Consider the following 22,431-nt stretch of genomic DNA (forward strand, 5'->3'; position numbering starts at 1 on the left):
GCCCGCCGGTAACGTGCGCCGCATGACACGGGGACGCTGGGTGATCGTCGGCCTGGCCGTCCTGCTGGTGGCCGGTGGCGCCGGCGGGTACCTGCTGTGGCAGGACCGGCAGGATCCCCCGCTGTGCGTCGCGGCCGAGGCCGGGCGCGACGAGTTGCTCCACCGACCGTACGAGGGCGGCGGCTCCCGGGCCGTCCTCGTGATCGGCGACAGCTACACGCAGGGGACGGGCGTCGGTGGTCCCGACCTCGCCTGGTCGGCGCAGCTCGCGGGGCTGGCCGACGCGACGGTCACCGTCGACGGCATGAGCTCCACCGGGTACACCACCGCGGGCTTCTGCTCCGGCGAGCCGTTCGCCTACGGCGATCGGCTCGTCGAGCACGACCTGGGTGACGACACCACCCTGGTCGTCCAGGGCAGCGTCAACGACGGCCTGGCCGGCGAGCCGGACGAGGTGCGGTCCAGCGCCGACGCCCTGCTCGACGAGGCCGAGGGCGCCGCCCGCGTCGTCGTGGTCGGCCCGCCGACGATCCCGGCGTTGGACCCCGCCGTCCTGGACACCATCGAGCAGGGACTGGCCGCTGCCGCGCAGGCGCACGACGCCGTCTACGTGTCGCTGCTCGGGCAGGACATCCCGATCTCCGACGACCGCATCCATCCGACGGCCGACGGTCAGGCCCGGATCGCGCTCCTGGTGGCCGACGCCCTCCGCTGAGCCTCCCGGCGGGTCAGCGGGCGCGGGCCACGCGGGTCTCGTCGAACACCGGCTCGGCCGACTCGTACACCCGGCCGTCCGCGCCGAAGACCACGAACCGGTCGAACGAGCGGGCGAACCAGCGGTCGTGCGTCACGGCCAGGACAGTGCCGTCGAAGGCGCCCAGCGCCTCTTCCAGCGCCTCGGCCGACAGGACGTCGAGGTTGTCGGTCGGCTCGTCCAGCAGGAGCAGCGTCGATCCCGACAGCTCCAGCAGCAGGATCTGGAACCGCGCCTGCTGCCCGCCCGACATGGTGCGGAACGGCTGGTCCCCGGCCTCGGCCAGCCCGTAGCGGCGCAGCGCCGCCATGGCCCGGCCGCGGTCGACGCCCGGCCGGCCGGGCTCGCCGTGCCACAGCAGGTCGACCGGCGTCCGGTCCTGCCAGTCGGGGTGCGCGTGGGTCTGCGCGAAGAAGCCGGGGACGACGCGGGCGCCGAGCCGCCAGTCGCCGGTGTGCGCCACCGACTGACCGGCCAGCAGCCGCAGGAAGTGCGACTTGCCCGCCCCGTTGGCCCCCAGCACCCCCACCCGGTCGCCGTAGAAGATCTCCAGGTCGAACGGCTTCATCAGCCCCGACAGCTCCAGCTGCTGGGCCGTGACCGCCCGCACGCCGGTGCGCCCGCCGCGCAGCCGCATCGACACCTTCTGCTCCGGGGGCCGCTCGGGCGGCGGGCCGGCGGCCTCGAACTTGGCGAGCCGGGTCTGCATCGCGTGGTACCGGTTGGCCATGTCCGGGGAGTTGGCCGCCTGCTGCTGCATCGTCCGCACCAGGTCGATCAGCCGCTGGTGCTCCTCGTCCCAGCGGCGGCGCAGCTCTGCCAGCCGCTCGTGCCGGGCCGCCCGGGCCTCGTGGTAGCTGACGAAGCCGCCGCCGTGCACCCACGCCGTCCCGCCCTCGACGGTGACGACCCGGTCGGCGACCCGGGCCAGGAGCTCCCGGTCGTGGCTGACGAACAGCACGGTCTTGCGGGTGTCGAGCAGTCGTTCCTCGAGCCAGCGCTTGCCCGGGACGTCGAGGTAGTTGTCCGGCTCGTCGAGCAGCAGCACCTGATCGGGGCCGCGGAGCAGCGCCTCGAGCGCGAGCCGCTTCTGCTCACCGCCGGACAGCGTGGACAGCTCCCGGTACTTGCACCGGTCGTACGGGACGCCGAGCGCGGCGACGGTCACGGTGTCCCAGGTGACCTCGGCGTCGTACCCGCCGACGTCGCCCCACTGACCCAGCGCATCGGCATAGGCCATCTGCGAGCGCTCGTCGTCGGTCTCCATGAGCGCGAGCTCGGTGGCCTGCACGGCGTCCCAGGCGGCGCGGACCGCAGGCGGGGAGAGGTCGACGAGCATCTGCTGGACGGTCGTGTCGTCGCGGACGGACCCGATGAACTGGCGCATCACGCCCAGTCCGCCGGTGCGCGCGATCGCGCCGGCCTCGGGCACCAGGTCGCCGGCGATGATCCGCAGCAGCGTGGTCTTGCCTGCCCCGTTCTCGCCGACCAGCGCCGCGCGGGCGCCCTCACCGATGCGGAAGGAGACGTCTTCCAGCAGCACCCGTCCGTCCGACAGCGTGTGCCGCACCCCGCTCACGTCGACCGACCCCGCACCGATGCCCACCCGGACATCCTCCCGTCGGGTGCAAGCCGATCGTGGCCCGGGGCGTCAGCCGATGTGCGTGCCCAGCCGGTAGCGGGCGAGGCGCTCGACCAGCTCGGGCATCGCGCCGATCGGCGAGCCGCCCAGGTCGCGCCGGCTCTCCCGGACCACGCGCACCACCAGCTGCGGTCGCACCCGGCCGGCGAACTCCCCGCGCAGCCGGTCGACGGCCTGCGCGACGGCAGGGTCGCCGAGGCCGGGACAGGGCAGCTCGGAGGAGGGGTCGGACGAGCTCGACGGAACGGTCAGGGTCATCGACGATCCTCCGCGGACGGGGAAGCGCCGGTCTGCTCCGGCGGCTCCTCCACCGTGCCGGGAGGCCCAGGACGGCGCCAGGGACCTAGGTCACGCCCCGTCGGCGAAGTACGCGTTGCGGCCGGACGACGTGCTGGTGACGGCGTCCCGGAGCAGCGCGCCGAGCTCGTCGGTGTCCACGCGGTCCAGGGAGGTGAAACGGATGCAGCTCTTGCCGCAGGAGACCTTGCCCAGGCGGGCGGCCCGGTCCTCGGCGAGGTAGCCGCCGTCGACCACGGCGCAGACGTAGAGGGACAGGTGCCGCTTCTGCGCGGCCAGCGCGATCAGCGGCCAGGTCGTCGTCTCCTTCGCCGAGCGCGGCCGGTAGGGCATCAGCCCGTAGCCGAGCATCTGCCCCGCACCGACCGGGACGAGCTGCCGGTCGATGCGGGGCGCGGCCTGCTGCACCAGCGCGTCGACCCGCCGCAGCTCCGCCGCGCGCGGGCCCGCTGCGGCGAACCAGTCCTCGATCTCCTCGGCCGCCACGCCGGCCTCAGCCCAGGGCGATCGACAGCACCGTCGCGCCGGCGGCCAGCACCATGGCCAGCACGATGACGGCGGCCACCACGCGCCTGCGCCGCTCCGCCCGAGAACCCCGCATTCCGCTCACCCCCGCACGCTACCGCCGCGCGGCGTCCGCGACAGGTGGTTCGCGCTGCGCCCTGGAGAACGCTGCGCCCTGGAGAACGTCGTACCCGGGTGCCACGGTGGGGTGGTGACGACGGCATCCGAGGTGGGGCTGCTCCGGCTGGCCGCCCAGTTGCTGGCCGGCCCCCGCGCGGCCACCCCCGTCGAGGCGGTCCGCCGGCTGACCGCCGTGCAGGGGCAGGACCAGCCGGGAGCGCTCACGTCGGTGGCGCTCCGCACGACCGCCCGGTCCCGCGCCGACGTGCTCGCCGCGCTCGACCGGGGCGAGATCGTCCGCTCGTGGCCGATGCGCGGCACCCTGCACCTCACCGCGGCCGAGGACCTGCCGTGGTTGCTCGACCTGCTCGGCGAGCGCGCGATGGCGGGCGTCGCCAAGCGCCGGGCCGCCCTCGGGCTCACCGACGCCGACGTCGTCCGGGCCGACGAGGCGGTCGTCGCCGCGCTCTCCGGCGGCCACCGGCTGAGCCGGGCCGCGTTGCTGGCCGCGATCGAGGCGGCCGGGGTCGCCGTCACCGGTCAGCGGGGCTATCACCTGCTCTGGCACGCCGCGCAGACCGGCTCCAGCTGCCTGGGCCCGACGGCCGACGGCGAGCAACTGTTCGTGCTGCTGTCCGAGTGGGTGCCCCAGCCGCGCCGGCTGGAGCAGGAGGAGGCGCTGGGCGAGCTGGCCGGCCGGTTCTTCGCCGGGCACGGGCCGGCCACCGTGCACGACCTGGCCCGCTGGTCGGGTCAGCCCGTGCGCGACGCCCGGGCCGGGCTCGCGGTGGCGCGGGGGCAGCTGGAGTCGATGACCGTCGACGGCGCCGAGCACCTCCTCGACCCCACCACCCCGGAGCGCCTGGCCGCCTGCCGGGGAGAGGCGCGCGGCACCGTCCTGCTCCCGGGCTTCGACGAGTTCGTGCTCGGTTACGGCGACCGCAGCGCCGTCCTCGAACCCGGGTTCACGACGCGGATCGTGCCGGGGAACAACGGCATGTTCCGGTCCACCGTCGTCGCCGACGGCCGGATCGTGGGCACCTGGCGGTACGAGGGCCGCGGTGCCCGCCGCGCCGCCGTGGGCACCACCTTCCGGCCGGAGGACGACGGTGTCGTGGCCGCGGTGCCGGAGCTCGCCGCGGCCCTGCCCTGACGGTGCGGGGAGGGCGACGGCGGGCCCGGGCGGCCGGCGGTCAGGCGGAGCGGCGCTCGACCAGGAAGATCGGGATGCGGCGCTCGGTCCTCGTCTGGTAGTCGGCGTAGTCCGGGAACGCGGCCACCGCGCGGTCCCACCACTCCTCGCGCTCCGGGCCCTCGAGCTCGCGCGCCACGCCGTCCCACGGCTCCGGGCCGTCCTGGACGGTGACCTGGTCGGGCGCGGCCCGCAGGTTCGCGACCCAGGCCGGGTCGGTGGGCGCGCCGCCCTGGGAACCGACCATCAGGTAGGCCCCGGCGTGCTCCACGCGCATGAGCGGCTGCTTGCGCACGTTGCCGCTCTTCGCGCCCCGGGTGCTGAAGATGACGACCGGGAGACCCCGGTCGAGCAGCGTGTTGCCCTCTCGGCCCCCGGTGCGCTCGTAGAGCTCCACCTGGTCGCGGACCCACTTCTGCGGACTGGGTTCGTACTTCCCTTCCAGCGGCATGAGCCGAACCTAGAACCCGCGGCGCTTCCCGTCCTGCGGAGCGGCGAAGTCGATGGTGTGCGGCACGAAGAAGCTGAGGTTGTCGGTGATCAGCCCGTCGCTCTCGCGGATGCCGAGCCCGGCCGGCTCGCCGTCGACGACCCAGGCGCCGAGCACCGGGTGGTGCGGCCCGTCGACGCCGGCGAAGTCGGGCAGCGGCGCGAACTCCTGGACGACGAACCCCTCGGTGCCGTACCGCCCGGGCAGCTGTGCGGTCACCTCGCCGTCGCGCACGATCGCGACGTTGGCTCCCTCGCGGCCCCACAGCGGCTTGCGCACGTAGGTCCGCCAGGACGAGGGCATCTCGTCGGCGAAGTAGGCCGGCAGCAGGTACTGCCCGAGCACCGGGTCGGTGCCGAACAGCTGCCACAGCACCGGCAGCAGCGCCTTGGTGCTCCACAGCATCTTGTAGGCGGGCTCGACCCAGGTCGTCCCACCCGGGCGCGCGCCGTCCGCGAGCACGGCGGCGCCGAACTCGTCCTCGATCAGCCACTCCCAGGGGTAGAGCTTGAAGACGACGTCCAGGTGACGGCCCTGCGGGTCGTAGAACCGGCCGTCCCCGGAGTCCAGCACGATGTCCTCCACGACCAGCTCGATCGCCTCGTAGCCGGCCTGCACCACGGTGTCCATCAGGTAGGCGACGGTCATCCGGTCCTCACCGGAGGTCTCCTCGCTGGTCCACGCCAGGTGCACCCGCGGGCGGACGCCGGTGCGCCGCTCCCACTTCGTCAGGTTGCGCTGCCAGGCCGCCACGAGGGTGTCGTGCAGCGCGTTCCACTGGTCGCGCCCCTGCCCGGTGAACAGGTGCCAGTTCCACTGGGTGACGGCGGACTCGACCAGGCCGGTGGGGGTGTCGGCGTTGAACTCCAGCAGCTTCGGGGGGCCGTCGCCGTCGTACCGCAGGTCGAACCGGCCGTAGATGCTCGGCGGCTCCTCCGCCCACGTCCGGCGGATCTGCGGCCGGGCCATCGGCGGGATGTGCAGCCGGTCGAACAGGTCGTTGTCGACCAGGTGGTCACCCGCGGCGACGCACATCTGGAACAGCTGGGAGACCGCGCCCTCGAGCTCCTTGATCTCGGCCATGGAGAAGTCGTAGAACGGCCCCTCCCGCCAGTAGCTGCGCACCTCGCCACCGGGCAGGTGGGTGCGGTTGTAGACCAGGCCCTGGGACTCCACCTCGGCCTCCCAGCCGGGGCGGACGATGCCGCTCTCGATCCTCCGCACGGGGCGCGGCTCAGCTCCCCGCGCCGGAACCGGCCTTGTTGCCGATCCCGCTGCCGATGCCGCCGCTGACCCGCTGGCCGGCGCTCACCTTGCCGGTGGCCGGGAGACCGGCGCGCTGCCGGGCCACGCTGTCGCCCGGGTTGATCCGGGTGCCGCCCGACGGCAGCGCCGTGCCGACCGGCAGACCGGGCCGGAAGCCGCCCAGGTAGAGGAAGAACAGCCCGCCGCCGCCGAACCCGCCGCCGCCGTCGTCGTCGCAGAGGTCCTCGTCGACGATGTTGCCGTCCTCGTCGGTGCAGTAGGCGACCTGCTCGTCGTCCTCACCGCCGGCGGTGCAGCCGGCCAGGAAGCCGGTCGCGGCGGTGGCGAGCACCGTGGTCGTGAGGGCGGCACGGACGCGGTTGGAGACCGCCATGAGCTGGTTCCTCCTCGGGTTGACCACGAGATTAGGCGCAACTCCCCGGCGACCGCGCAGGCGTCCACCGCGGATCCCTCCCGGCCCTCCCGGGTCGCGGGCCACCCCCGGGCGATGGCACCGTTCCAGGCGACGGGCACCGCCCGCCACCCACCCCGGCCCGCACGGCCGCAGAGCACGGAGGTCCGCCGAGGATGAGGTACCGCGAGAGCGGCAGCCTGGACGCGTCCGGGGTGCGGGACACCCGGGGCAGCGGCGGGATGCGAGGTGGCCGGGGGCTCGCCGTCGGCGGCGGTGGCCTGGGCCTGGTGGGGCTGGTCGTCGTCGTCCTGCTGCAGGTCCTCGGCGGTGGGGACGGCGGCAGCCCGGCCGGCGCATTCGGGCTCGGGCAGGACCAGACGGTCGACAACTCGGCGCTGGCGCAGAACTGCCGCACCGGGGCCGACGCCAACGACTCGGTCGAGTGCGCCGTGGTCGCCGACGTCGAGTCGATCCAGGACTACTGGTCGGGGCTGCTCGGTGACCGGTACGCCCGCACGGAGACCGTCTTCTTCACCGGCTCGGTCCAGACCGCGTGCGGGGCGGGGTCGAGCGGATCGGGCCCCTTCTACTGCCCGGCCGACCAGCTGGTCTACATCGACCTCACCTTCTTCGACCAGCTGCGCGAGCAGTTCGGCGCCCAGGGCGGGCTGTTCGTCGACGCCTACGTGCTCGCCCACGAGTACGGCCACCACGTGCAGAACCTGCTGGGGACCAACGCGCGGGTCACCCCCGGCGAGAGCGGCCCCACCAGCGGCACCGTCCGGCTGGAGCTCCAGGCCGACTGCTTCGCCGGCGCGTGGGCGAGCCACGCCGAGACCGTCCCCGACGACTCCGGCGAACCGCTGATCGCCGACATCACCGACGACGACATCGACCGCGCCCTGGACGCCGCCGCCCGCATCGGCGACGACTACATCCAGGAGAACCTCGGCGACGGCACCGTGGACCAGGAGGCGTTCACGCACGGCAGCTCCGAGCAGCGGCAGCGCTGGTTCCGGGCCGGCTACGACAGCGGCGACCCCAGCGCCTGCGACACCTTCGCCACCGACGACCTGGGCTGAGATGACCGACTCGCTGACCGTCACCCGCGACGGGCACGCCGCCGTCCTCACCATCGACCGCCCCGAGAAGCGCAACGCGATGACCGCGGGGATGTGGGCGGCTCTGCCGGAGGTGCTCGCCGGCCCGGCCGCCGATCCGGCGGTCCGCGCGCTCGTGGTCACCGGAGCCGGGCCCAGCTTCTGCGCCGGTGCCGACCTCGCCGGCCTGCTGGGCGGGGTCGACCCGCTGGACCCGATGGCGGACCTCCGGGCGCACAACCTCGCCGCCCAGGCGGCGCTGCGGGGGTTCCCCAAGCCGACGATCGCGATGATCCGCGGGCACTGCATCGGCGGGGGTGTCGAGATCGCGGCCGCCTGCGATCTGCGCTTCGCCGATCCGAGCAGCGTCTTCGGGGTCACGCCGGCCAAGGTCGGCATCGTCTACCCGCCCTCGTCCACCCGGGCGCTGATGGACCTGGTCGGCCCGGCGACGGCGAAGTACCTGCTGTTCAGCGGTGAGCTGATCGACGCGGCCACCGCCCTGCGCACGGGCCTGGTCGACCGGCTGGTCGAGGCCGACGAGCTCGAGGCCGAGGTGCGCCGCTTCACGGAGGTGCTGGCGGCGCGCTCCGCGCTGACGCAGCAGGCGACCAAGGAGGTCGTCGCCGCGCTCGCCGCCGGGGACGACGGCGAGGACGTCGTCGCCCCCTGGTACCGGCGGACGATCGCCACCGGCGAGCTCCCGGAAGGGGTCGCCGCGTTCGCCGAGCGGCGCCCTCCCCGCTTCGGCCGGTCAGGCTGACCCGGGCGGTCCCGTTTCGCAAGCCCCTCGGCGCGGGTACCTCACCCTCGCGGCGCACCCACTGGAGGCGGACGGCGCACGGCGGTCCCCGCCGTGCCCCGGAGGCCTCTGCGCTCGCCCGTGACGCATGGATGCGCCGGGCGGACAGCCAGTTACGACACTCCCGCTTCCCCATCGCAGGTGTGTCCGGACCGGTGCCGGGTAGCGCCCTCCCTGACCGCGAGAACCGCCCATGAACTGCCGAGGAGGACCGATGACTCACTCCATCGACGCCCCGCTCCCCCCGCCCACCACCACCGCGGGAAGCACGGGCCAGAGCTCGACGAGCACCAAGGACGTGGCCGCGGAAGAAGCCCGCAACGTCGGCCAGACCGCAGCCCAGGCCGGTAGCCAGGTCGCCTCGACCGCCACCGACCAGGCCAGGGAGGTCGCCCACGAGACCCAGCGCCAGGCGCAGGACCTGCTCAAGCAGGGCCAGTCGCAGCTCAAGGACCAGGCGGTCGCCCAGCAGCAGAAGGCCGCCTCCGGCCTCACCTCGCTGGCCGGCGAGCTGCGCAGCCTCGCCGACGGCACCAGCCAGGGTGCGCCCGGACCGGCCCGCGACCTGCTCCAGCAGGCCTCCGGCTACCTCGAGGGCTTCGCCGACAAGCTGCAGAACCGCGAGCCGGCGCAGCTGCTGGACGAGGTCCGCAGCCTCGCCCGCCGCCGTCCCGGCATGTTCCTGCTCGGCGCCGCCGCGGCCGGCATCGTCGCCGGCCGGCTGACCAGCGGGGTGCGCGCCGCGCACACCGACTCGGACACCTCCGGTCCTGCCGGCGGCTACCCGACGACGAACTACGTCGACCCGACCCCGACGTACTCGGACACCGCCTACACCGATCCCGCGAGCGCCTACACGGGCACCGGCGCCGCGTACACCACGGCGGGATCTGCCCCCCTGCCGCCGCCCCCGTACGGCACCGTGCCGCCCGAGGGCAGCATCGTGCCGCCGGCCTCGCCGGCCGGCTGGGACGACCCGGCGCGTCGCCCGGGCGGGGTGGGCTGACCCATGAGCACCCCGTACACCCCTGGCCAGCCGGCCGGCGGTCCGGGCTACGCCCCGCCGCCGGTGGAGCCGACCACGCAGAACTACGCGGCGGACTACTCCCAGGACCACAGCGGTGCCATGGGCACGCCGTACACCGACGAGGGCCGCCCCGACATCGAGAGCAACTCGGTCGGGTCGCTGATCGGCGAGGTCACCAAGGACCTCTCGACCCTCATGCGCCAGGAGCTCGAGCTGGCCAAGGTCGAGATGAAGGCCGAGGCGAAGAAGGCCGGGCAGGGCGCAGGCATGTTCGGCGCCGCCGGTTTCGCCGGCTACATGGTGGCGCTGTTCCTCTCCATCGCCCTCATGTGGGCGCTGGCCAGCGCCATCCCCACCGGTTGGGCGGCGCTCATCGTGGCCGTCCTCTGGGGCATCGTCGGCGCCGTCGCCTTCGTGATGGGCCGGAAGAAGTTCCAGCAGGTGAACCCCAAGCCCGAGCGCACCGTCGACACGCTGTCGCAGGTGCCCGGCGCCCTCAAGCCCCACTGACCAGCCGACCTCCCCCACTCCCGAAGGAGTCGCAGACATGACCAGCAGTGACCCGGACGTCATCCGGCGCCAGATCGAGGACACGCGACGCGAGCTCAGCTACGACGTCGACGCCCTCAACGAGAAGGTCAACCCCGCACGCGTCGTCGACCGGCGGGTCACCGCCGCCAAGGGACGCGTCACCGGCCTCAAGGACAAGGTGATGGGCACCGCACACGACACCACGCAGTCCGCGCACGGGATGGCGTCCAACGCCGCCGGTTCCGTGCACGGCGCCGCAGGGACCGTGCAGGACGCCGCCTCCACCGCGGCCGGCGCCATCCAGGGCGCTCCGGACGCGGCGATCCGCCAGACCCAGGGCAACCCGCTCGCCGCCGGGCTCATCGCCTTCGGCGTCGGCTGGCTCGTCTCGAGCCTGCTCCCGGCCACGCAGCGGGAGCAGCAGCTCGCGCAGCAGGCCGAGACCGCGGTCCGCGACAACAAGGACGCCCTGCTGGCCCCGGCCAAGCAGGCGGCCCAGGAGATCGGCGAGCAGCTCAAGCCCGCCGCCCAGGACGCCGTGGAGTCGGTGAAGTCCACCGCCCAGGACGCCGCCGCCACCGTCAAGGAGGAGGGGCAGTCCGCCGCCGCGGACGTGCAGGGCCAGGCCCAGCAGTCCAAGACGACGGTGCAGAGCCAGACCTCCGGCTCCTGATCCACGCGGGTCGCTGACCCGCTCGCACGTCACCGCGCCCCGCCGGGTCCTCCCGGCGGGGCGCTGTGCTGTCCGGGGGTGGCGGCGCAGGCCACCGCGAGCTGTCACCCGGGAGGGTGAGACGGCCGTCGGTGGACCTGCGGGGGCAGGCGTGGAACGCCGAAGTCCGGAGCATGACCGCCGCCGTCCTCGACCGCTCGCCCGCGCCCACGCGTCGGCCGTGGTCCGCCGGGACGTGGGCGGCAGGGGCGCTGGGTCGCCTGCTCCCGACGCTCGCCGTCCTCGCCGCACCCGCGCTGCTCGCCGTCGGCGCGCTGCCGGTCACCGGCACTCCTGCCGTGTTCCTCCTCCTCCTCGCGCCGGCCGGCGCCCTGGTCGCCGGCGCGCAGCGCCTCGGCCGGCAGGCCGTCACCATCGACCGGCTGCAGCGCGAGCAGGCCACGCTGCTCGAGCAGGTGCGCAGCCGCGCGGACGAGCTGGACCAGGCCTCCCGCATCCTGGCTGCGCGCGCCCAGACCATGACCAGCGTCATCGACGCGGTCACCGAGCAGTCGATCATCGGGACCGACCCCGACGGCACGATCCGGGTCTGGAACCCGGGCGCGGAGAAGCTGCTGGGTCTCCCCCGCGCGGACGTCGTCCGCCGACGCTCGATCGTGGAGTTCCACCTCCCCGAGGAGCTCGAGGAGGCCGCCGGCTCACACGGCACGACCGTGGGGCTGGAGGCCCTCGTCCGGGACGCGCAGCAGAACGGCAGCGACGTCCGCGACTGGACCTACGTCGGCGCGGGCGGCCGGCAGCGCACCGTCTCGGTCGCGGTCACCCCGCGCACCGACGACCGGGGCGTGCACGCGGGCTGGAACTTCGTGGGCACCGACATGACGGAGATCCGCGCCACCGAGCGGATGAAGGACCAGTTCGTCAGCCTCATCTCGCACGAGCTGCGGACCCCGCTCACCTCGATCCTCGGCTACCTCGAGCTCGTGCTCGACGACGACGACCGGACGCTGACCGACGAGCAGCGGCAGTACCTCACGACCGTGGAGCGCAACGCCGACCGGCTGCTGCGCCTGGTCGGCGACCTGCTGTTCACCGCCCGCGTCGAGGCCGGCCAGTTCACCCTGCAGCCGGAGCAGGTCGACCTCGTGACGATCGTCGGGGCCGCGGAGGAGACCGCACGCGTCGCCGCCACCACTGCCGGTGTGCAGCTGCGCGTGGCGGCTCCCGGCGGCCGGCTCGTCGTCGCCGGGGACCCGGTCCGGCTCGGTCAGGCCTGCGACAACCTCGTCTCCAACGCCGTGAAGTTCACCCCCCGCGGCGGGGAGGTCACCCTCACCGTCACGTCCGGCTGGCGGTCGGCCGACGGCGCCGTGACCGCCGAGGAACGTCCCGGCGCGACGCCGGTCGCCCAGCTGTCGGTGCGCGACACCGGCATCGGCATCCCGAACGACGAGCAGGGCAAGCTGTTCACCCGGTTCTTCCGCGCCTCGACCGCCCAGCGCAACGCCGTCCCCGGTGTGGGTCTGGGGCTGTCGATCACCAAGGCCATCACCACCGCCCACGGCGGCACGCTGGACCTCGTGAGCGCCGAGGGCGAGGGCACCACCTTCACGCTCACGCTCCCTCGCGACGCCTGACCCTCCGCGCCCGGACCGGGGAGATCGGCCGCCGGGAGCCCGATCTGCGGGTACTCCGACCGAGCCTTGCGGATTCCTTGCGGTAAGCGGGCGGGTGGCCTGCGGAAGGACCTCCAGAGTTCTCCTTGTCGCCGGAAGAGCCGGAGACACGGACTCAGGGAGAACACGATGAGCGCCAAGGTCACCAGCTCCACCGCCCGCAAGGTCATCGGCTCGCTCGGCGTCATCGGTGCCGCGGCCGCCGTCGCCGGCATGGGCACCTTCGGTTCCTTCACCGACAGCAGCACCCCGGTCGCCACGACCATCACCTCGGGCACCCTGTCGATCGACGCCACCAACCCGCACGCCGCCTTCCCGCTGACGACCGACGCCTTCGTGCCCGGCGACTCCGTCACCCGGGCCATCGCGCTCAAGAACGACGGCACCGAGAACCTGGGCAGCCTGACGTTCACCTCGAAGGCCACCGTGTCGAGCATCCTGGACACCCGCGCCGACGGCCTCAAGCTCACCGTCTCCTCGTGCACGGCTCCCTGGAGCGCCACCCACACCTGCACCGGCACCGCGACGCAGCTCTACAGCGGGGCCGTCGCGACCCAGCTGAACCTGGCCGGCTCCGCCGCGATGACCGCCGGCCAGACCGCAAACCTGCTGGTCAAGGTCGAGCTGCCCACCGCCGCGAACAACGACTTCCAGAACAAGTCGACCACGCTGAGCATGCAGTTCGACGCCACGCAGCGCACCGGCACCGCGCGCTGACCCGGCTGATCGAACCGGAGACCACACCATGACCGCCGTCCTCCCCGTCCGTCGCCCGGGGGCAGCTCAGACGCTGCCCCCGGCCGAGGACAGCCGCTCCGCACGGAACCGGTCCGCCGGTCCGGCCCGCACGCTGGGCCTGCTCGCCCCGTGGCTGGTCCGCGGAGTCGTCGGGCTGGCCGTCGCGGTCTTCGCTCTGCTCGCCGTGGGACCGCACGTCCTCGGCTACCGCACCATGACGATGCTCACCGGCAGCATGGCCCCGATGATCGAGCCCGGCGACGTCACCGTCGTCACGCCGGTCGCCGTCGAGGACGTCACCGAGGGCATGGTCATCACCTACCACCAGCCGATCGGCGACCGCTCGCTCGTGACCCACCGGGTCGTCGAGGTGCAGCGGGACGCGGCCGGCGCCGTCACCGTCCGCACCAAGGGTGACGCCAACGAGGCCATCGACCCGTGGACCGCGACGCTCGAGGGCGACACCGCCTACCGGGTGCGCGCCGTCGTCCCGGAGCTCGGCCACCTGATCCAGGCGCTCCGCGCCCCCGTGCTCACCCAGGTGCTGCTCTACGGCGCCCCGGCCCTGCTGGCCGGCTGGCTGCTGCTGGGCATCTGGCGCCCCACCACCGACACCCGCGACGAGGAGGACCAGGCATGAACGCCATCCGCCGTACCGCTGTCCTGCTCGGCCTGGTCGCCGCCGTCGTCGTCGGCACCGTCATCCCCGCCTCGGCCGCGTTCTCCGCGAACACCCCGGCTGTCGCCGCGAAGGTCATCACCGGGTCCGTCACCGCGCCGGCTTCGGTGAACGTCGCGAAGTCCTGCACCCAGACGCAGACCGGTGGCGGCTACTACAACTCCTACGGCCAGTGGGTCGCCCCGACCTACAGCTACTGGTACCAGGCCACGGTCACCTGGCCGGCCGGCTCCGCGACGAGCGGCGTCACCGGATACCGGGTGATGGCCCACCTGAACAACGGCCAGTCGGTGGTCATGGCGGAGACGAACGCCGCGACGAGGACGGTCAGCCAGACGGTCGACCGCGGCTACCTCAACTACCAGCCCCGCCTGTCGGTCATCACGCTCACCCGGACCGGCTGGACGGCCGAGACCGCTCGGACGGCGGTGCTGTCGTGCTGACCGCCCTCGTCGTCGACGCCGACGCGCTCGCCCGCCGCCGGGTCACCGGCCTCCTCCGCCTCGGCGGGTGGCAGGTCCGCGAGGCCGCGGACGTGCCCACCGCCCTCGAGCTCGCCGCGACCGCGGACGTCGACCTGGTCGTCACCGACGCCGAGGTGGCCGGCGAGGACGGGCTGGAGCTGCTCCGCCGGCTGCGCCGCGACGGCTCGCAGGCCCACTTCCTGGTCGCCGCCTGGCAGCCCTCGGAGCGGGTCCGGGCCGAGGCCGCCGCCGTCGGCGCCCTGGCCTGCCTGGGCAAGCCGGTCGACGCCGGCATCCTCCTCGACTTCCTGCGCAGCCGGACCACGGGGCCGGCTGCGCGGGGCACCCAGTACGCCATCCACGAGGTCGGCGACCTGCACGACGCCGACCTCGAGGACGACCTGATGGACCGACTCCAGGAGATGTACGTGACCGCGCTGCCGGGCCGCCTGTCGGCCATCGAGACCCACACCCGCCAGGGCGACAGCCCGGCCGTCGCCTCCGCCGCCTACACCCTGGCCGGCACCAGCGGCCAGCTCGGCCACCCGGAGGTGGCCACGATCTGCCAGGCGATCGCCGCCGACGCCCGTCGCGGCATCCTGGCCCACGACCGCGTGCAGCACCTGCACGCACTGATCGGCGCCTGAGCCCTGACCCCGCTCGGACGCAGCACGCCGAAGGGCCCGCAGACGAGGGGGAATCGTCTACGGGCCCTTCAGGCATGGGATCCGATCCACCTGTTTCCGCTCTCCGAACGGGTGCATCGCTTCCCATGCCTGGGGAAGGTCGATCAGGCGGCGACCAGGCGGTAGCCGACGCCACGCACGGTGCGGATCTCCGGCGAGCTGAGCCCGGCGGCCACCAGCTTGCGGCGCAGGTTGGACATGTGCGCCTCGACCAGCCGGAGGTTGCCCTCCCAGTCGGTCTGCCAGACCTCGCGCAGCAGCGTCTCGCGCTGCAGCACCCGGCCCGGCCGGGAGGCCAGCGCGGCCAGCAGGTCGAACTCGGTGCGGGTCAGGTCGACGACGGCCCCGTCGACCCGCACCTCCCGGGTCTCCTCGTCGACCTCGAGCTCGGCGAGCCGGCGGACCGACTCCTCGGCCGCGGCCGGCGCCTGCGGGGCCGGCGCGGTGCGCGGGAAGCGCAGCATCGCCTGGACCCGCGCCGTGAGCTCGCGCGGGGAGAACGGCTTGGCCATGTACCCGTCGGCGCCGACGGCCAGCCCGATGAGCAGGTCGACCTCCTCGGAGCGGGCGGTGAGCATGAGGACGTAGCAGGCCGTCTCGGCGCGGATCTGCCGGCAGAGCTCGGTCCCGTCGGTGTCGGGCAGGCCCAGGTCGAGCACGATGAGGTCCGGCGCCTGCCGGCGCACCTCCGCCATGCACTCCACTCCCGTGCCGACGGCCCGGACATCCATCCCGGCGCGCTCGAGGACCGTGCGGACCAGCTCGCGGATCTCCTCGGTGTCCTCCACGACGAGCACGGATGATGCAGCCACGAGCGTCGTCCCTCCGATGCGTGCGTACGGCCGCGGACCGGTCGGTCCACGTCACCTGAGGGAGTGATCGGCGGGGGCGGCAGGCAGCTTGAGCCGAGCGCCCGGGGCGGGTGGGGGCCTGCTCACCCCTCCGGGTGACGCCGAGGCACCCCCGGCTCAGCTACACCGCCGGTCCGGCCGTTGCGGGGTGCAGGACACGACGTGTCCTCCTCCCCCGGGAGGCGCTGACGCTGAGGAGCTGGCCATGGACGGCGACGTCCGCGTGCTGGTGGTCGACGACGACCCCGACATCGCACACTTCGTGCGCACCGTGCTGCAGAAGGCCGGCATGACCGCGGTCGCCTGCTTCGACCCGCTCGAGGCCCTGGCGCTGGCTGCCCGGGAGCGGTTCGACGCCGTGATCACCGACATCGAGATGCCGGGCATGAACGGGCTGGAGTTCGTCGGGAAGCTGCGCGAGCTGCAGCCCGACCTGCCCGTCGTCGTCATGACCGCGCACGCCTCGGTGGAGTACGCGGTGGAGGCGCTGCGCCGCAACGCCGACGAGTTCATGGTCAAGCCGGTCCGCCGGGACGACGTCGTCACGACGACGCTGCGCGTGGTCGAGCTCGGCCGCTCCCGCCGGGCCACCGCGCGCCACCAGACGGTGCTGGCGATCGGCGCCCACCCGGACGACGTGGAACTTGGCATCGGCGGCACGCTGGCCGCCCACCGGTCCGCCGGCGACCAGGTCGTCATCCTCACCCTGTCCCGCGGTGCCCGTGGTGGCGAGGCCGGTGACCGCATGGGCGAGTCGATGGCCGCCGCGGAGCTGATCGGCGCCCGGCTGTTCATGGAGGACCTCGAGGACACCCGCATCAGCCAGGCCGACCCCACCGTCTCGATCATCGAGCGCGTCGTCGGCCAGGTGCAGCCCTCGATCGTCTACACCCACTCCGCGCACGACCGGCACCAGGACCACCGTGCCGTCCACTCCGCGGCGACCGTCGCGACCCGCAACGTCCCGACCTTCGCCTGCTACCAGAGCCCCTCGGCCACGATCGACTACCGGCCCACCCGGTTCGTGAGCATCGACGGCTTCACCGACACCAAGCGGGCGCTGCTGGCCTGCTTCGGATCGCAGTCCGGCATCCGCACCTACATGCAGGACGACTTCGTCCTCGCCACCAGCCGCTACTGGTCCCGCTACGGCGGCGGCCAGCACTGCGAGCCGCTCGAGGTGATCCGCGAGGCCAGCACCGTCGTGGGCGCGCAGAGCGAGTCGCCGGCCCTCGCGTCCTCCTTCTCCTTCCCGACCTCGACCCTCACGGAGCCCACCGGTGTCTGATCCCACTCCCGTCCGCGTGCTCGTCACGGGCGCCGGAGGGCCGGCGGGCGTCGCCGTCCTCCGCTCCCTGGCCCGCCGTCCCGACGTCACGCTGCTGGCCGCCGACATGGACCGCTACGCCAGCGGGCTCTACCTGGTCGACGCGGACTCGCGCTTCCTGGTCGAGCCGGGCCTGGCCGAGACCTTCGTCGACTCCCTGGTCGCGCTCTGCGAGCGGGAGCGGGTCGACGTCCTCTTCTCCACCGTCGACGTCGAGCTGCCCCGCATCGCCGCCGAGCGCAAGCGCCTGGACGCCATCGGCACCGCGCTGGCCGCCCCGAGCCTGGAGACCCTCGAGGTCTGCCTGGACAAGTTCGCGCTGGCCCGCCGCTGCGCCGACGTGCTGCCCACGCCGCGCACCGAGCTGCTCGGCACCACCGACCCGGAGTCCTGGGACTACCCGGTGATCGTCAAGCCGCGGCGCGGCGCCGGCTCGCGCGGCGTGCACCAGGTCGACGACGCCGAGGCGCTGCGTGCCCTGGGCGCCGACGAGGACATCCTCGTGCAGGCGCTGCTGCCCGGCGACGAGTTCAGCGTGGACACCCTGGCCGACGCCGACGGGCACGTCGTCGCGGCGGTCCCCCGCTCGCGGCTGCGGGTCGACTCCGGCGTCTCGGTGGCCGGCTGCACCGTCGCGGACCGCGAGCTGGAGCAGACCGCCCGCCGGGTCGCCGAGGCCATCGGCCTGGTCGGCGTCGCCAACGTGCAGCTGCGTCGCGACGCCGAGGGGCGGGCCGCGCTGCTCGAGGTCAACCCGCGCTTCCCGGGCGCCATGCCGCTCACCGTCGCGGCCGGGGTGGACATGCCCTCGCTCGCCCTGGACCTCGCCCTGGGCCGACAGCTCCCCGACTCGGTGCCGTTCGCCGAGGTGGCCGTCGTCCGGTTCCTCGAGGACGTCTTCCTCGACCCGGCCGACGTCCTCGCCGCGGCGACCGGGAACGGGGACGAGCGATGACCGCCGACCTGGTCCGCACCGACCACCACGTGCACTCCACCTGGTCCGACGACGCGGTCAGCACCACCTGGGCGAACCTGGCCGCCGCCCGCGACGCCGGCCTGGCCAGCGTCCGCATGGTCGACCACGTCCGCACCTCCACCACCTACGTGCCGGAGTTCCTGGCCGAGGTCGCGGCGCTGCCGCGGGTCGAGGGCCTGGAGGTGCTCACCGGCGTCGAGGCGAAGATCCTCGACGCGTCGGGCCGCCTCGACGTCCCCGCCGACCTCGTCGTCGGCGCCGGAGGCGTGGACCGCGTGCTCATCGCCGACCACCAGTTCCCCGGGCCCGACGGCCCGTGGAGCCCGCGCCGGACCATGGAGGAGATCGAGCGGGGCCTGCACCCGCAGGACGCCCTCGACATCCTCGTGACGGCGACGGTCCGCGCGATGACGCTGGCCGGCCGGGCCCAGCTGGCCCACCTGTTCTCGCTGCTGCCCAAGATCGGCCTGCACGAGAGCGCGCTCTCCGACGCCCACCTGCACGAGATCGCCACGGCCGCCGTCCGCACCGGGACGACGGTCGAGGTCAACGAGAAGTGGCGCTGCCCCGGCCCGCGCGTGGTGCTCGCCTTCGCCGCCGCCGGCGTGACGCTGGTCGGCTCCACCGACAGCCACGAGGCGTCGTCCGTCGGCCGCTACTCCTGGGTCGGCGAGGCCGCTGCGGTCCGCCGCCTGGTGGGTGTCCGATGACCGACGTCCTGACCGCCGCCCCCGACGTGGCCGAGATCGGCCGCGGGGTGCTCGTCGCCGTGCTGCTGGCGTTCGTGGCCTTCGGCGCGATCCCCGTGGTCGCCGGGCTGGCGCAGTTCCTGCTCATCCCGATGCACGCCGTCCGCAACCACTACCGCGAGACCGGGCCGTACCTGCCCAACGTCGCGGTGCTCGTGCCGGCCTGGAACGAGGCGGCCGTGCTGACCGCATCGGTCGACCGGCTGATGGGGCTGGACTACCCGCCGGAGCGGCTGCGCGTGTTCGTCGTCGACGACGCCAGCACCGACGAGACCCCCGCGGTCATGGCCCGGCTCGGCGAGCGCTTCCCCGGCCGCGTCGTGCACCTGCGCCGCGAGAAGGGCGGCGAGGGCAAGGCGCACACGCTCAACCACGGGCTGCGCGAGGTCCTCGCCGACGACTGGATGGAGGCGCTGCTGATCATGGACGCCGACGTCATCTACGCGGCGGACTCGCTGCGCAAGATGACCCGGCACCTGGCCGACCCGACCGTCGGCGCCGTCACCGCCTACATCCGCGAGGGCAGCGAGGACGCCCACGGGCTGACCCGCTTCATCGGCTTCGACTACCTGGCCGCGCAGGCCGCCTCCCGTCGGGCGCAGAACGTCGCCGGCGCCATGGCCTGCCTGGCCGGCGGCGCCCAGCTGCACAGCCGCGAGAACCTCGAGGCCATCGGCGGGCAGATCGACACCTCCTCGCTGGCCGAGGACACGGTCACCACCTTCCGCACCCAGCTCGCCGGGCGCCGGGTCGTCTTCGAGCCGCACGCCCGCGTGCTGGCCGAGGAGCCGGCCGGCATCGACGCGCTGTGGAAGCAGCGGCTGCGGTGGGCGCGCGGCAACGTGCAGATCACCTCGATGTACCGCCACCTGTGGTTCCGGAAGTCGGTGCACCCCGGCCTCGGCGGCTTCTTCTTCGGCGTCTTCTGGTTCGCCATCCTGCTGCTGCCGGTGGCGATGCTGCTGACCTCGATCGGCCTCGTGGGGCTCTACCTGCTGGACAGCGACCTGGCCGCCACGGTGTTCGGCGCCGCGGTCTTCGTCCCCGTCGCGACCTTCGTCTTCATGATCACCATGACGATCTCGGTCGACCCCCGGGTCGGGCTCAAGGTGTGGAGGGAGGCGCTGCTGTTCCCCGGCGTCATCTCCTTCGCCGTCCTCACCGGCGCCACGTTCCCCATGCTGGTCCCGTGGGGCGGCGGCGACAGCAGCGGCTGGACGCTGTTCGTCTACAGCTGGCTGGTGCTCTGCGTGCCGGCGGCCTTCCTGCTGCGCAAGCTCGAGCTCACCCGCTGGGGCCGCCGGCTCGCGCCGCTGGGGCTCTACCTGATCGGGTTCGGCCCGATCATGTGCGCGATCACCGTGGACGCCTACGTCAAGGAGTACCGCGGGGCCGCGATGACCTGGGACAAGACCGAGAAGACCGGGAGGGTCTCCGTATGAGCAGGGGCCGCACCACGTCCGACCGCGCCACCGCGGAGATCGTCACGAGCCTGGCGGCGCGCCCGTACCGCGTCTCGCCCCCGGTCGTGCTGACCGCGGCGGACCTCGCCGCCCGCGGTGGGGTCCTCCCGGTCTGGGCCGACCCGATGGCGCTGGCCGACGAGACCGAGGCCGACCGGCTGCGCGAGCGCCGGCTCTTCGCGGGCCTCGCCGTCGCGATCGCCGTCGTCGTCCTGCTCTGGACGGTGCGCTCGCTCCTGATGTGAGCGCTCCGCCACGATCAGGTTCCCTGATCCCAGCGCGTCCTCCCTCACGGTGCACGACGAGGGAGGACGCGCCGCGGTGAGGGAGGACGGCGCCGGGCCGCTAGTTGAGGGTCCGCGTACCCGGTGGGAGCTCGCCACCGGCGACGAGCGCGGCGGTGGCGTCCTGCAGCGCGGTCAGCGCGACTCGCTGCGTGTTCGGGCCGGTCGACACCCGGGCGACGCCGAGCTCCTCGAGCTCCCGCACCGACGGCGACCGGCCGGGGACGGCGATCACGCTCAGCCGCCCCGGGCCGAACGCCTCGGCCAGCACCGCGATCTCCTCGCGGTCGACGACGCCGGGCACGAACACCACCGGCGCACCGGCCTCCAGGTAGGCGCGCCCGCGGCGGACGGCCTCGGTGAGCACCTCGGTGCGGTCCGCGGCGGCCCCGGCCCGGAGGACGGCGTCGGTGCGCGCGTTCAGCACGAACCCGATCCCCGCCTCGCGACCGGCGGCCAGCACCGCCTCGACCGCGGCGACGGCCTCGTCCAGCGGCCGCATGGCGTCCTCGAGGTTGCCGCCCACCGCGCCGGCCGCGATCGCCCGCCGGGCGGTCTCCCCCGCGTCGCCGTAGCCGGCCTCCATGTCCATGGACACGGGCAGGTCCACGGCCGCGGCGATGCGGGCGACCATGTCCAGGTGCAGGTCCAGCGGGATCCGCTCGCCGTCCTCGTAGCCGAAGGTGGCCGCGATCGAGTGGCTGGCCGTGGCCAGGGCCCGGACGCCGTCGGTGCCGGCCACCACCCGCGCCGAGACGACGTCCCACACGTTGGCGAGGACCAGCACCTCCGGGGCGGTGTGCAGGTCCAGCAGGGTCCGGGCGCGAGCGACGAGGTCGGACATGGAGCGAATCTAGCCAGGGCGCGCCCCGCTGACCAGGGAGGCTGGCGCAGCGGGTGAGGGCAGGCTAACCTCCGTCGCAGTGCCCGACTCCGGTCCGGACAGTTCCGCTCCCCCGCCGTCTCCCGGTAAGGCGACCTGCGCATGTACGTGTGCCACTGCAACGTGGTGACCGACCAGGACATCCTCGAGTCGATCGCGAACGGTGCCCGGTGCGTCGCCGACGTCGCCCGGCAGACCGGGGCCGGCCGCACGTGCGGCGGCTGCGTGGAGACCATGCGCGATCTGGTGTGCCAGCATTGCCCGGTCATGTCCGAGCGACAGCTGGGAGTTGCAGGTGCAGCCCGTTAGTCCCCGAGTGGTCGAACTGCTCAACGATGCGTTGACCTTCGAGCTCACCGTCACCAACACGTACTTCCTCAACGCCCGCATGCTGGACGCCTGGGGACTCCCGAAGCTGGGCAAGGTCTTCTACGACCTGTCCATCGACGAGATGAAGGACGCCGACGCGCTGATCCAGCGCGTGCTGCTGTTCGACGGCCACCCCAACCTGCAGCGCCTGGGCTCCATCCGCGTCGGCGAGACCGCCGAGGAGATGCTGGTCCTGGCCCTCGACAGCGAGAAGGCCGCCGTGGCGCAGTTCAACGCCTCGGCCAAGGAGTGCCACGACCTCGGCGACCACGGCACCGCCGCCGTCTTCGAGGAGATGGTGCGCGACGAGGAGAAGCACGCCGACTGGTTCGAGGCCCAGCTCGGCGCCATCGAGCGGGTCGGCGCAGCGCAGTACCTGGCCGCGCAGATCAGCACCGAGACGCCCTGACGTCTCCCCCGTCCGCACCGAGGGCCGCTTCCCGATCCGGGAGGCGGCCCTCGGCGCGTCCGCCGGGGCACTCTGCGGCCCCGTT

General features: G+C 73.7%; 27 protein-coding genes. 19 read left to right on the forward strand and 8 right to left on the reverse strand.

What is annotated here, in order from left to right:
• Nucleotides 1-22 precede the first annotated feature (22 nt).
• Entirely contained in the window at nt 23-715 is a 693-nt protein-coding gene (locus CRP29_RS01215; protein ID WP_176522780.1) for an SGNH/GDSL hydrolase family protein, read from the forward strand.
• A gap of 13 nt (nt 716-728) precedes the next feature.
• Here the strand turns inward: CRP29_RS01215 and CRP29_RS01220 are convergent, their stop codons facing one another.
• From CRP29_RS01220 to CRP29_RS01230, 3 genes are all read right to left on the reverse strand, one after another.
• A complete protein-coding gene (locus CRP29_RS01220) occupies nt 729-2,360 on the reverse strand; it encodes an ABC-F family ATP-binding cassette domain-containing protein (protein WP_245852261.1) in 1,632 nt (543 codons plus the stop codon).
• A 45-nt stretch (nt 2,361-2,405) separates the two neighbouring features.
• Entirely contained in the window at nt 2,406-2,654 is a 249-nt protein-coding gene (locus tag CRP29_RS01225; RefSeq protein WP_097193249.1) for a three-helix bundle dimerization domain-containing protein, read from the reverse strand.
• Between the two features lie 90 nt (nt 2,655-2,744).
• Nucleotides 2,745-3,179: a DUF1801 domain-containing protein gene (locus CRP29_RS01230; RefSeq protein WP_097193250.1), complete on the reverse strand. Its 435-nt coding sequence runs from the start codon at nt 3,177-3,179 to the stop codon at nt 2,745-2,747.
• A gap of 229 nt (nt 3,180-3,408) precedes the next feature.
• On the opposite strand from CRP29_RS01230, the gene CRP29_RS01235 reads away from it, so the two are divergent.
• Complete coding sequence (locus tag CRP29_RS01235; protein ID WP_097194020.1) at nt 3,409-4,470, forward strand: winged helix DNA-binding domain-containing protein; 1,062 nt, start codon at nt 3,409-3,411, stop codon at nt 4,468-4,470.
• Between the two features lie 40 nt (nt 4,471-4,510).
• Here CRP29_RS01235 and CRP29_RS01240 read toward each other — a convergent pair whose 3' ends face one another.
• The 3 genes from CRP29_RS01240 to CRP29_RS22525 are packed head-to-tail and all read right to left on the reverse strand — an operon-like array spanning nt 4,511 to nt 6,638.
• Nucleotides 4,511-4,960, reverse strand: coding sequence for a nitroreductase family deazaflavin-dependent oxidoreductase (locus tag CRP29_RS01240; protein WP_097193251.1), 450 nt, complete (start codon nt 4,958-4,960; stop codon nt 4,511-4,513).
• A 9-nt stretch (nt 4,961-4,969) separates the two neighbouring features.
• Nucleotides 4,970-6,223: a glutathionylspermidine synthase family protein gene (locus CRP29_RS01245; RefSeq protein WP_176522781.1), complete on the reverse strand. Its 1,254-nt coding sequence runs from the start codon at nt 6,221-6,223 to the stop codon at nt 4,970-4,972.
• A 10-nt stretch (nt 6,224-6,233) separates the two neighbouring features.
• The gene (locus CRP29_RS22525; protein WP_097193252.1) at nt 6,234-6,638 is read right to left on the reverse strand and encodes a hypothetical protein; all 405 of its coding nucleotides are present in this window, start codon (nt 6,636-6,638) and stop codon (nt 6,234-6,236) included.
• Between the two features lie 194 nt (nt 6,639-6,832).
• Between CRP29_RS22525 and ypfJ the strand changes: the two genes are divergently transcribed.
• The 10 genes from ypfJ to CRP29_RS01300 all read left to right on the forward strand — a co-directional run bounded on the left by ypfJ (nt 6,833) and on the right by CRP29_RS01300 (nt 14,996).
• On the forward strand, nt 6,833-7,741 hold the full coding sequence (gene ypfJ, locus CRP29_RS01255) for a KPN_02809 family neutral zinc metallopeptidase (protein WP_097193253.1): 909 nt from the start codon (nt 6,833-6,835) through the stop codon (nt 7,739-7,741).
• Between the two features lies 1 nt (nt 7,742).
• Nucleotides 7,743-8,522, forward strand: a complete 780-nt coding sequence (locus CRP29_RS01260) for an enoyl-CoA hydratase/isomerase family protein (RefSeq protein WP_097193254.1) — start codon at nt 7,743-7,745, stop codon at nt 8,520-8,522.
• Nucleotides 8,523-8,775: 253 nt separating this feature from the next.
• The gene (locus CRP29_RS01265) at nt 8,776-9,567 is read left to right on the forward strand and encodes a hypothetical protein (protein ID WP_097193255.1); all 792 of its coding nucleotides are present in this window, start codon (nt 8,776-8,778) and stop codon (nt 9,565-9,567) included.
• A gap of 3 nt (nt 9,568-9,570) precedes the next feature.
• A complete protein-coding gene (locus CRP29_RS01270) occupies nt 9,571-10,098 on the forward strand; it encodes a phage holin family protein (protein ID WP_097193256.1) in 528 nt (175 codons plus the stop codon).
• Between the two features lie 37 nt (nt 10,099-10,135).
• Complete coding sequence (locus tag CRP29_RS01275) at nt 10,136-10,792, forward strand: DUF3618 domain-containing protein (RefSeq protein WP_097193257.1); 657 nt, start codon at nt 10,136-10,138, stop codon at nt 10,790-10,792.
• 173 nt (nt 10,793-10,965) lie between these two features.
• Nucleotides 10,966-12,429: a sensor histidine kinase gene (locus CRP29_RS01280; protein WP_141437020.1), complete on the forward strand. Its 1,464-nt coding sequence runs from the start codon at nt 10,966-10,968 to the stop codon at nt 12,427-12,429.
• Nucleotides 12,430-12,597: 168 nt separating this feature from the next.
• Nucleotides 12,598-13,185, forward strand: coding sequence for a TasA family protein (locus tag CRP29_RS01285; RefSeq protein WP_097193259.1), 588 nt, complete (start codon nt 12,598-12,600; stop codon nt 13,183-13,185).
• 28 nt (nt 13,186-13,213) lie between these two features.
• Nucleotides 13,214-13,846: a signal peptidase I gene (locus CRP29_RS01290; RefSeq protein ID WP_217991415.1), complete on the forward strand. Its 633-nt coding sequence runs from the start codon at nt 13,214-13,216 to the stop codon at nt 13,844-13,846.
• On the forward strand, nt 13,843-14,328 hold the full coding sequence (locus CRP29_RS01295; RefSeq protein ID WP_097193260.1) for a hypothetical protein: 486 nt from the start codon (nt 13,843-13,845) through the stop codon (nt 14,326-14,328). The genes CRP29_RS01290 and CRP29_RS01295 overlap by 4 nt, the downstream gene beginning before the upstream one ends.
• Nucleotides 14,322-14,996 carry a response regulator gene (locus CRP29_RS01300; protein ID WP_097193261.1) on the forward strand — a complete coding sequence of 225 codons (675 nt, stop codon included), beginning with the start codon at nt 14,322-14,324 and terminating at the stop codon, nt 14,994-14,996. Before CRP29_RS01295 ends, CRP29_RS01300 begins: the two co-directional genes overlap by 7 nt.
• Before the next feature lie 143 nt (nt 14,997-15,139).
• On the opposite strand, the gene CRP29_RS01305 is transcribed toward CRP29_RS01300, so the two are convergent.
• A complete protein-coding gene (locus tag CRP29_RS01305) occupies nt 15,140-15,847 on the reverse strand; it encodes a response regulator transcription factor (protein WP_097193262.1) in 708 nt (235 codons plus the stop codon).
• 244 nt (nt 15,848-16,091) lie between these two features.
• Here CRP29_RS01305 and CRP29_RS01310 point away from each other — a divergent pair, with 244 nt between their 5' ends.
• Genes CRP29_RS01310 through CRP29_RS01330 form a run of 5 tightly spaced genes read left to right on the forward strand, consistent with a single transcriptional unit; the run spans nt 16,092 to nt 20,646 of the window.
• Nucleotides 16,092-17,174: a response regulator gene (locus tag CRP29_RS01310; protein WP_097193263.1), complete on the forward strand. Its 1,083-nt coding sequence runs from the start codon at nt 16,092-16,094 to the stop codon at nt 17,172-17,174.
• Nucleotides 17,167-18,168: an ATP-grasp domain-containing protein gene (locus CRP29_RS01315; RefSeq protein ID WP_097193264.1), complete on the forward strand. Its 1,002-nt coding sequence runs from the start codon at nt 17,167-17,169 to the stop codon at nt 18,166-18,168. The genes CRP29_RS01310 and CRP29_RS01315 overlap by 8 nt, the downstream gene beginning before the upstream one ends.
• Nucleotides 18,165-18,899 carry a PHP domain-containing protein gene (locus tag CRP29_RS01320; protein ID WP_097193265.1) on the forward strand — a complete coding sequence of 245 codons (735 nt, stop codon included), beginning with the start codon at nt 18,165-18,167 and terminating at the stop codon, nt 18,897-18,899. Before CRP29_RS01315 ends, CRP29_RS01320 begins: the two co-directional genes overlap by 4 nt.
• A complete protein-coding gene (locus tag CRP29_RS01325) occupies nt 18,896-20,380 on the forward strand; it encodes a glycosyltransferase family 2 protein (RefSeq protein ID WP_097193266.1) in 1,485 nt (494 codons plus the stop codon). The genes CRP29_RS01320 and CRP29_RS01325 overlap by 4 nt, the downstream gene beginning before the upstream one ends.
• Nucleotides 20,377-20,646 carry a hypothetical protein gene (locus CRP29_RS01330; RefSeq protein WP_097193267.1) on the forward strand — a complete coding sequence of 90 codons (270 nt, stop codon included), beginning with the start codon at nt 20,377-20,379 and terminating at the stop codon, nt 20,644-20,646. The genes CRP29_RS01325 and CRP29_RS01330 overlap by 4 nt, the downstream gene beginning before the upstream one ends.
• A gap of 100 nt (nt 20,647-20,746) precedes the next feature.
• Here the strand turns inward: CRP29_RS01330 and CRP29_RS01335 are convergent, their stop codons facing one another.
• The gene (locus tag CRP29_RS01335) at nt 20,747-21,529 is read right to left on the reverse strand and encodes an isocitrate lyase/PEP mutase family protein (protein WP_097193268.1); all 783 of its coding nucleotides are present in this window, start codon (nt 21,527-21,529) and stop codon (nt 20,747-20,749) included.
• Nucleotides 21,530-21,670: 141 nt separating this feature from the next.
• Between CRP29_RS01335 and CRP29_RS23730 the strand changes: the two genes are divergently transcribed.
• Both CRP29_RS23730 and bfr read left to right on the forward strand, forming a co-directional pair.
• Nucleotides 21,671-21,877 carry a (2Fe-2S)-binding protein gene (locus CRP29_RS23730; protein ID WP_097193269.1) on the forward strand — a complete coding sequence of 69 codons (207 nt, stop codon included), beginning with the start codon at nt 21,671-21,673 and terminating at the stop codon, nt 21,875-21,877.
• A complete protein-coding gene (gene bfr, locus CRP29_RS01345) occupies nt 21,864-22,346 on the forward strand; it encodes a bacterioferritin (protein WP_097193270.1) in 483 nt (160 codons plus the stop codon). Before CRP29_RS23730 ends, bfr begins: the two co-directional genes overlap by 14 nt.
• Nucleotides 22,347-22,431: the final 85 nt, after the last annotated feature.

Source organism: Blastococcus aggregatus (assembly GCF_900221005.1).
Classification (GTDB): Bacteria; Actinomycetota; Actinomycetes; order Mycobacteriales; family Geodermatophilaceae; genus Blastococcus; species Blastococcus aggregatus.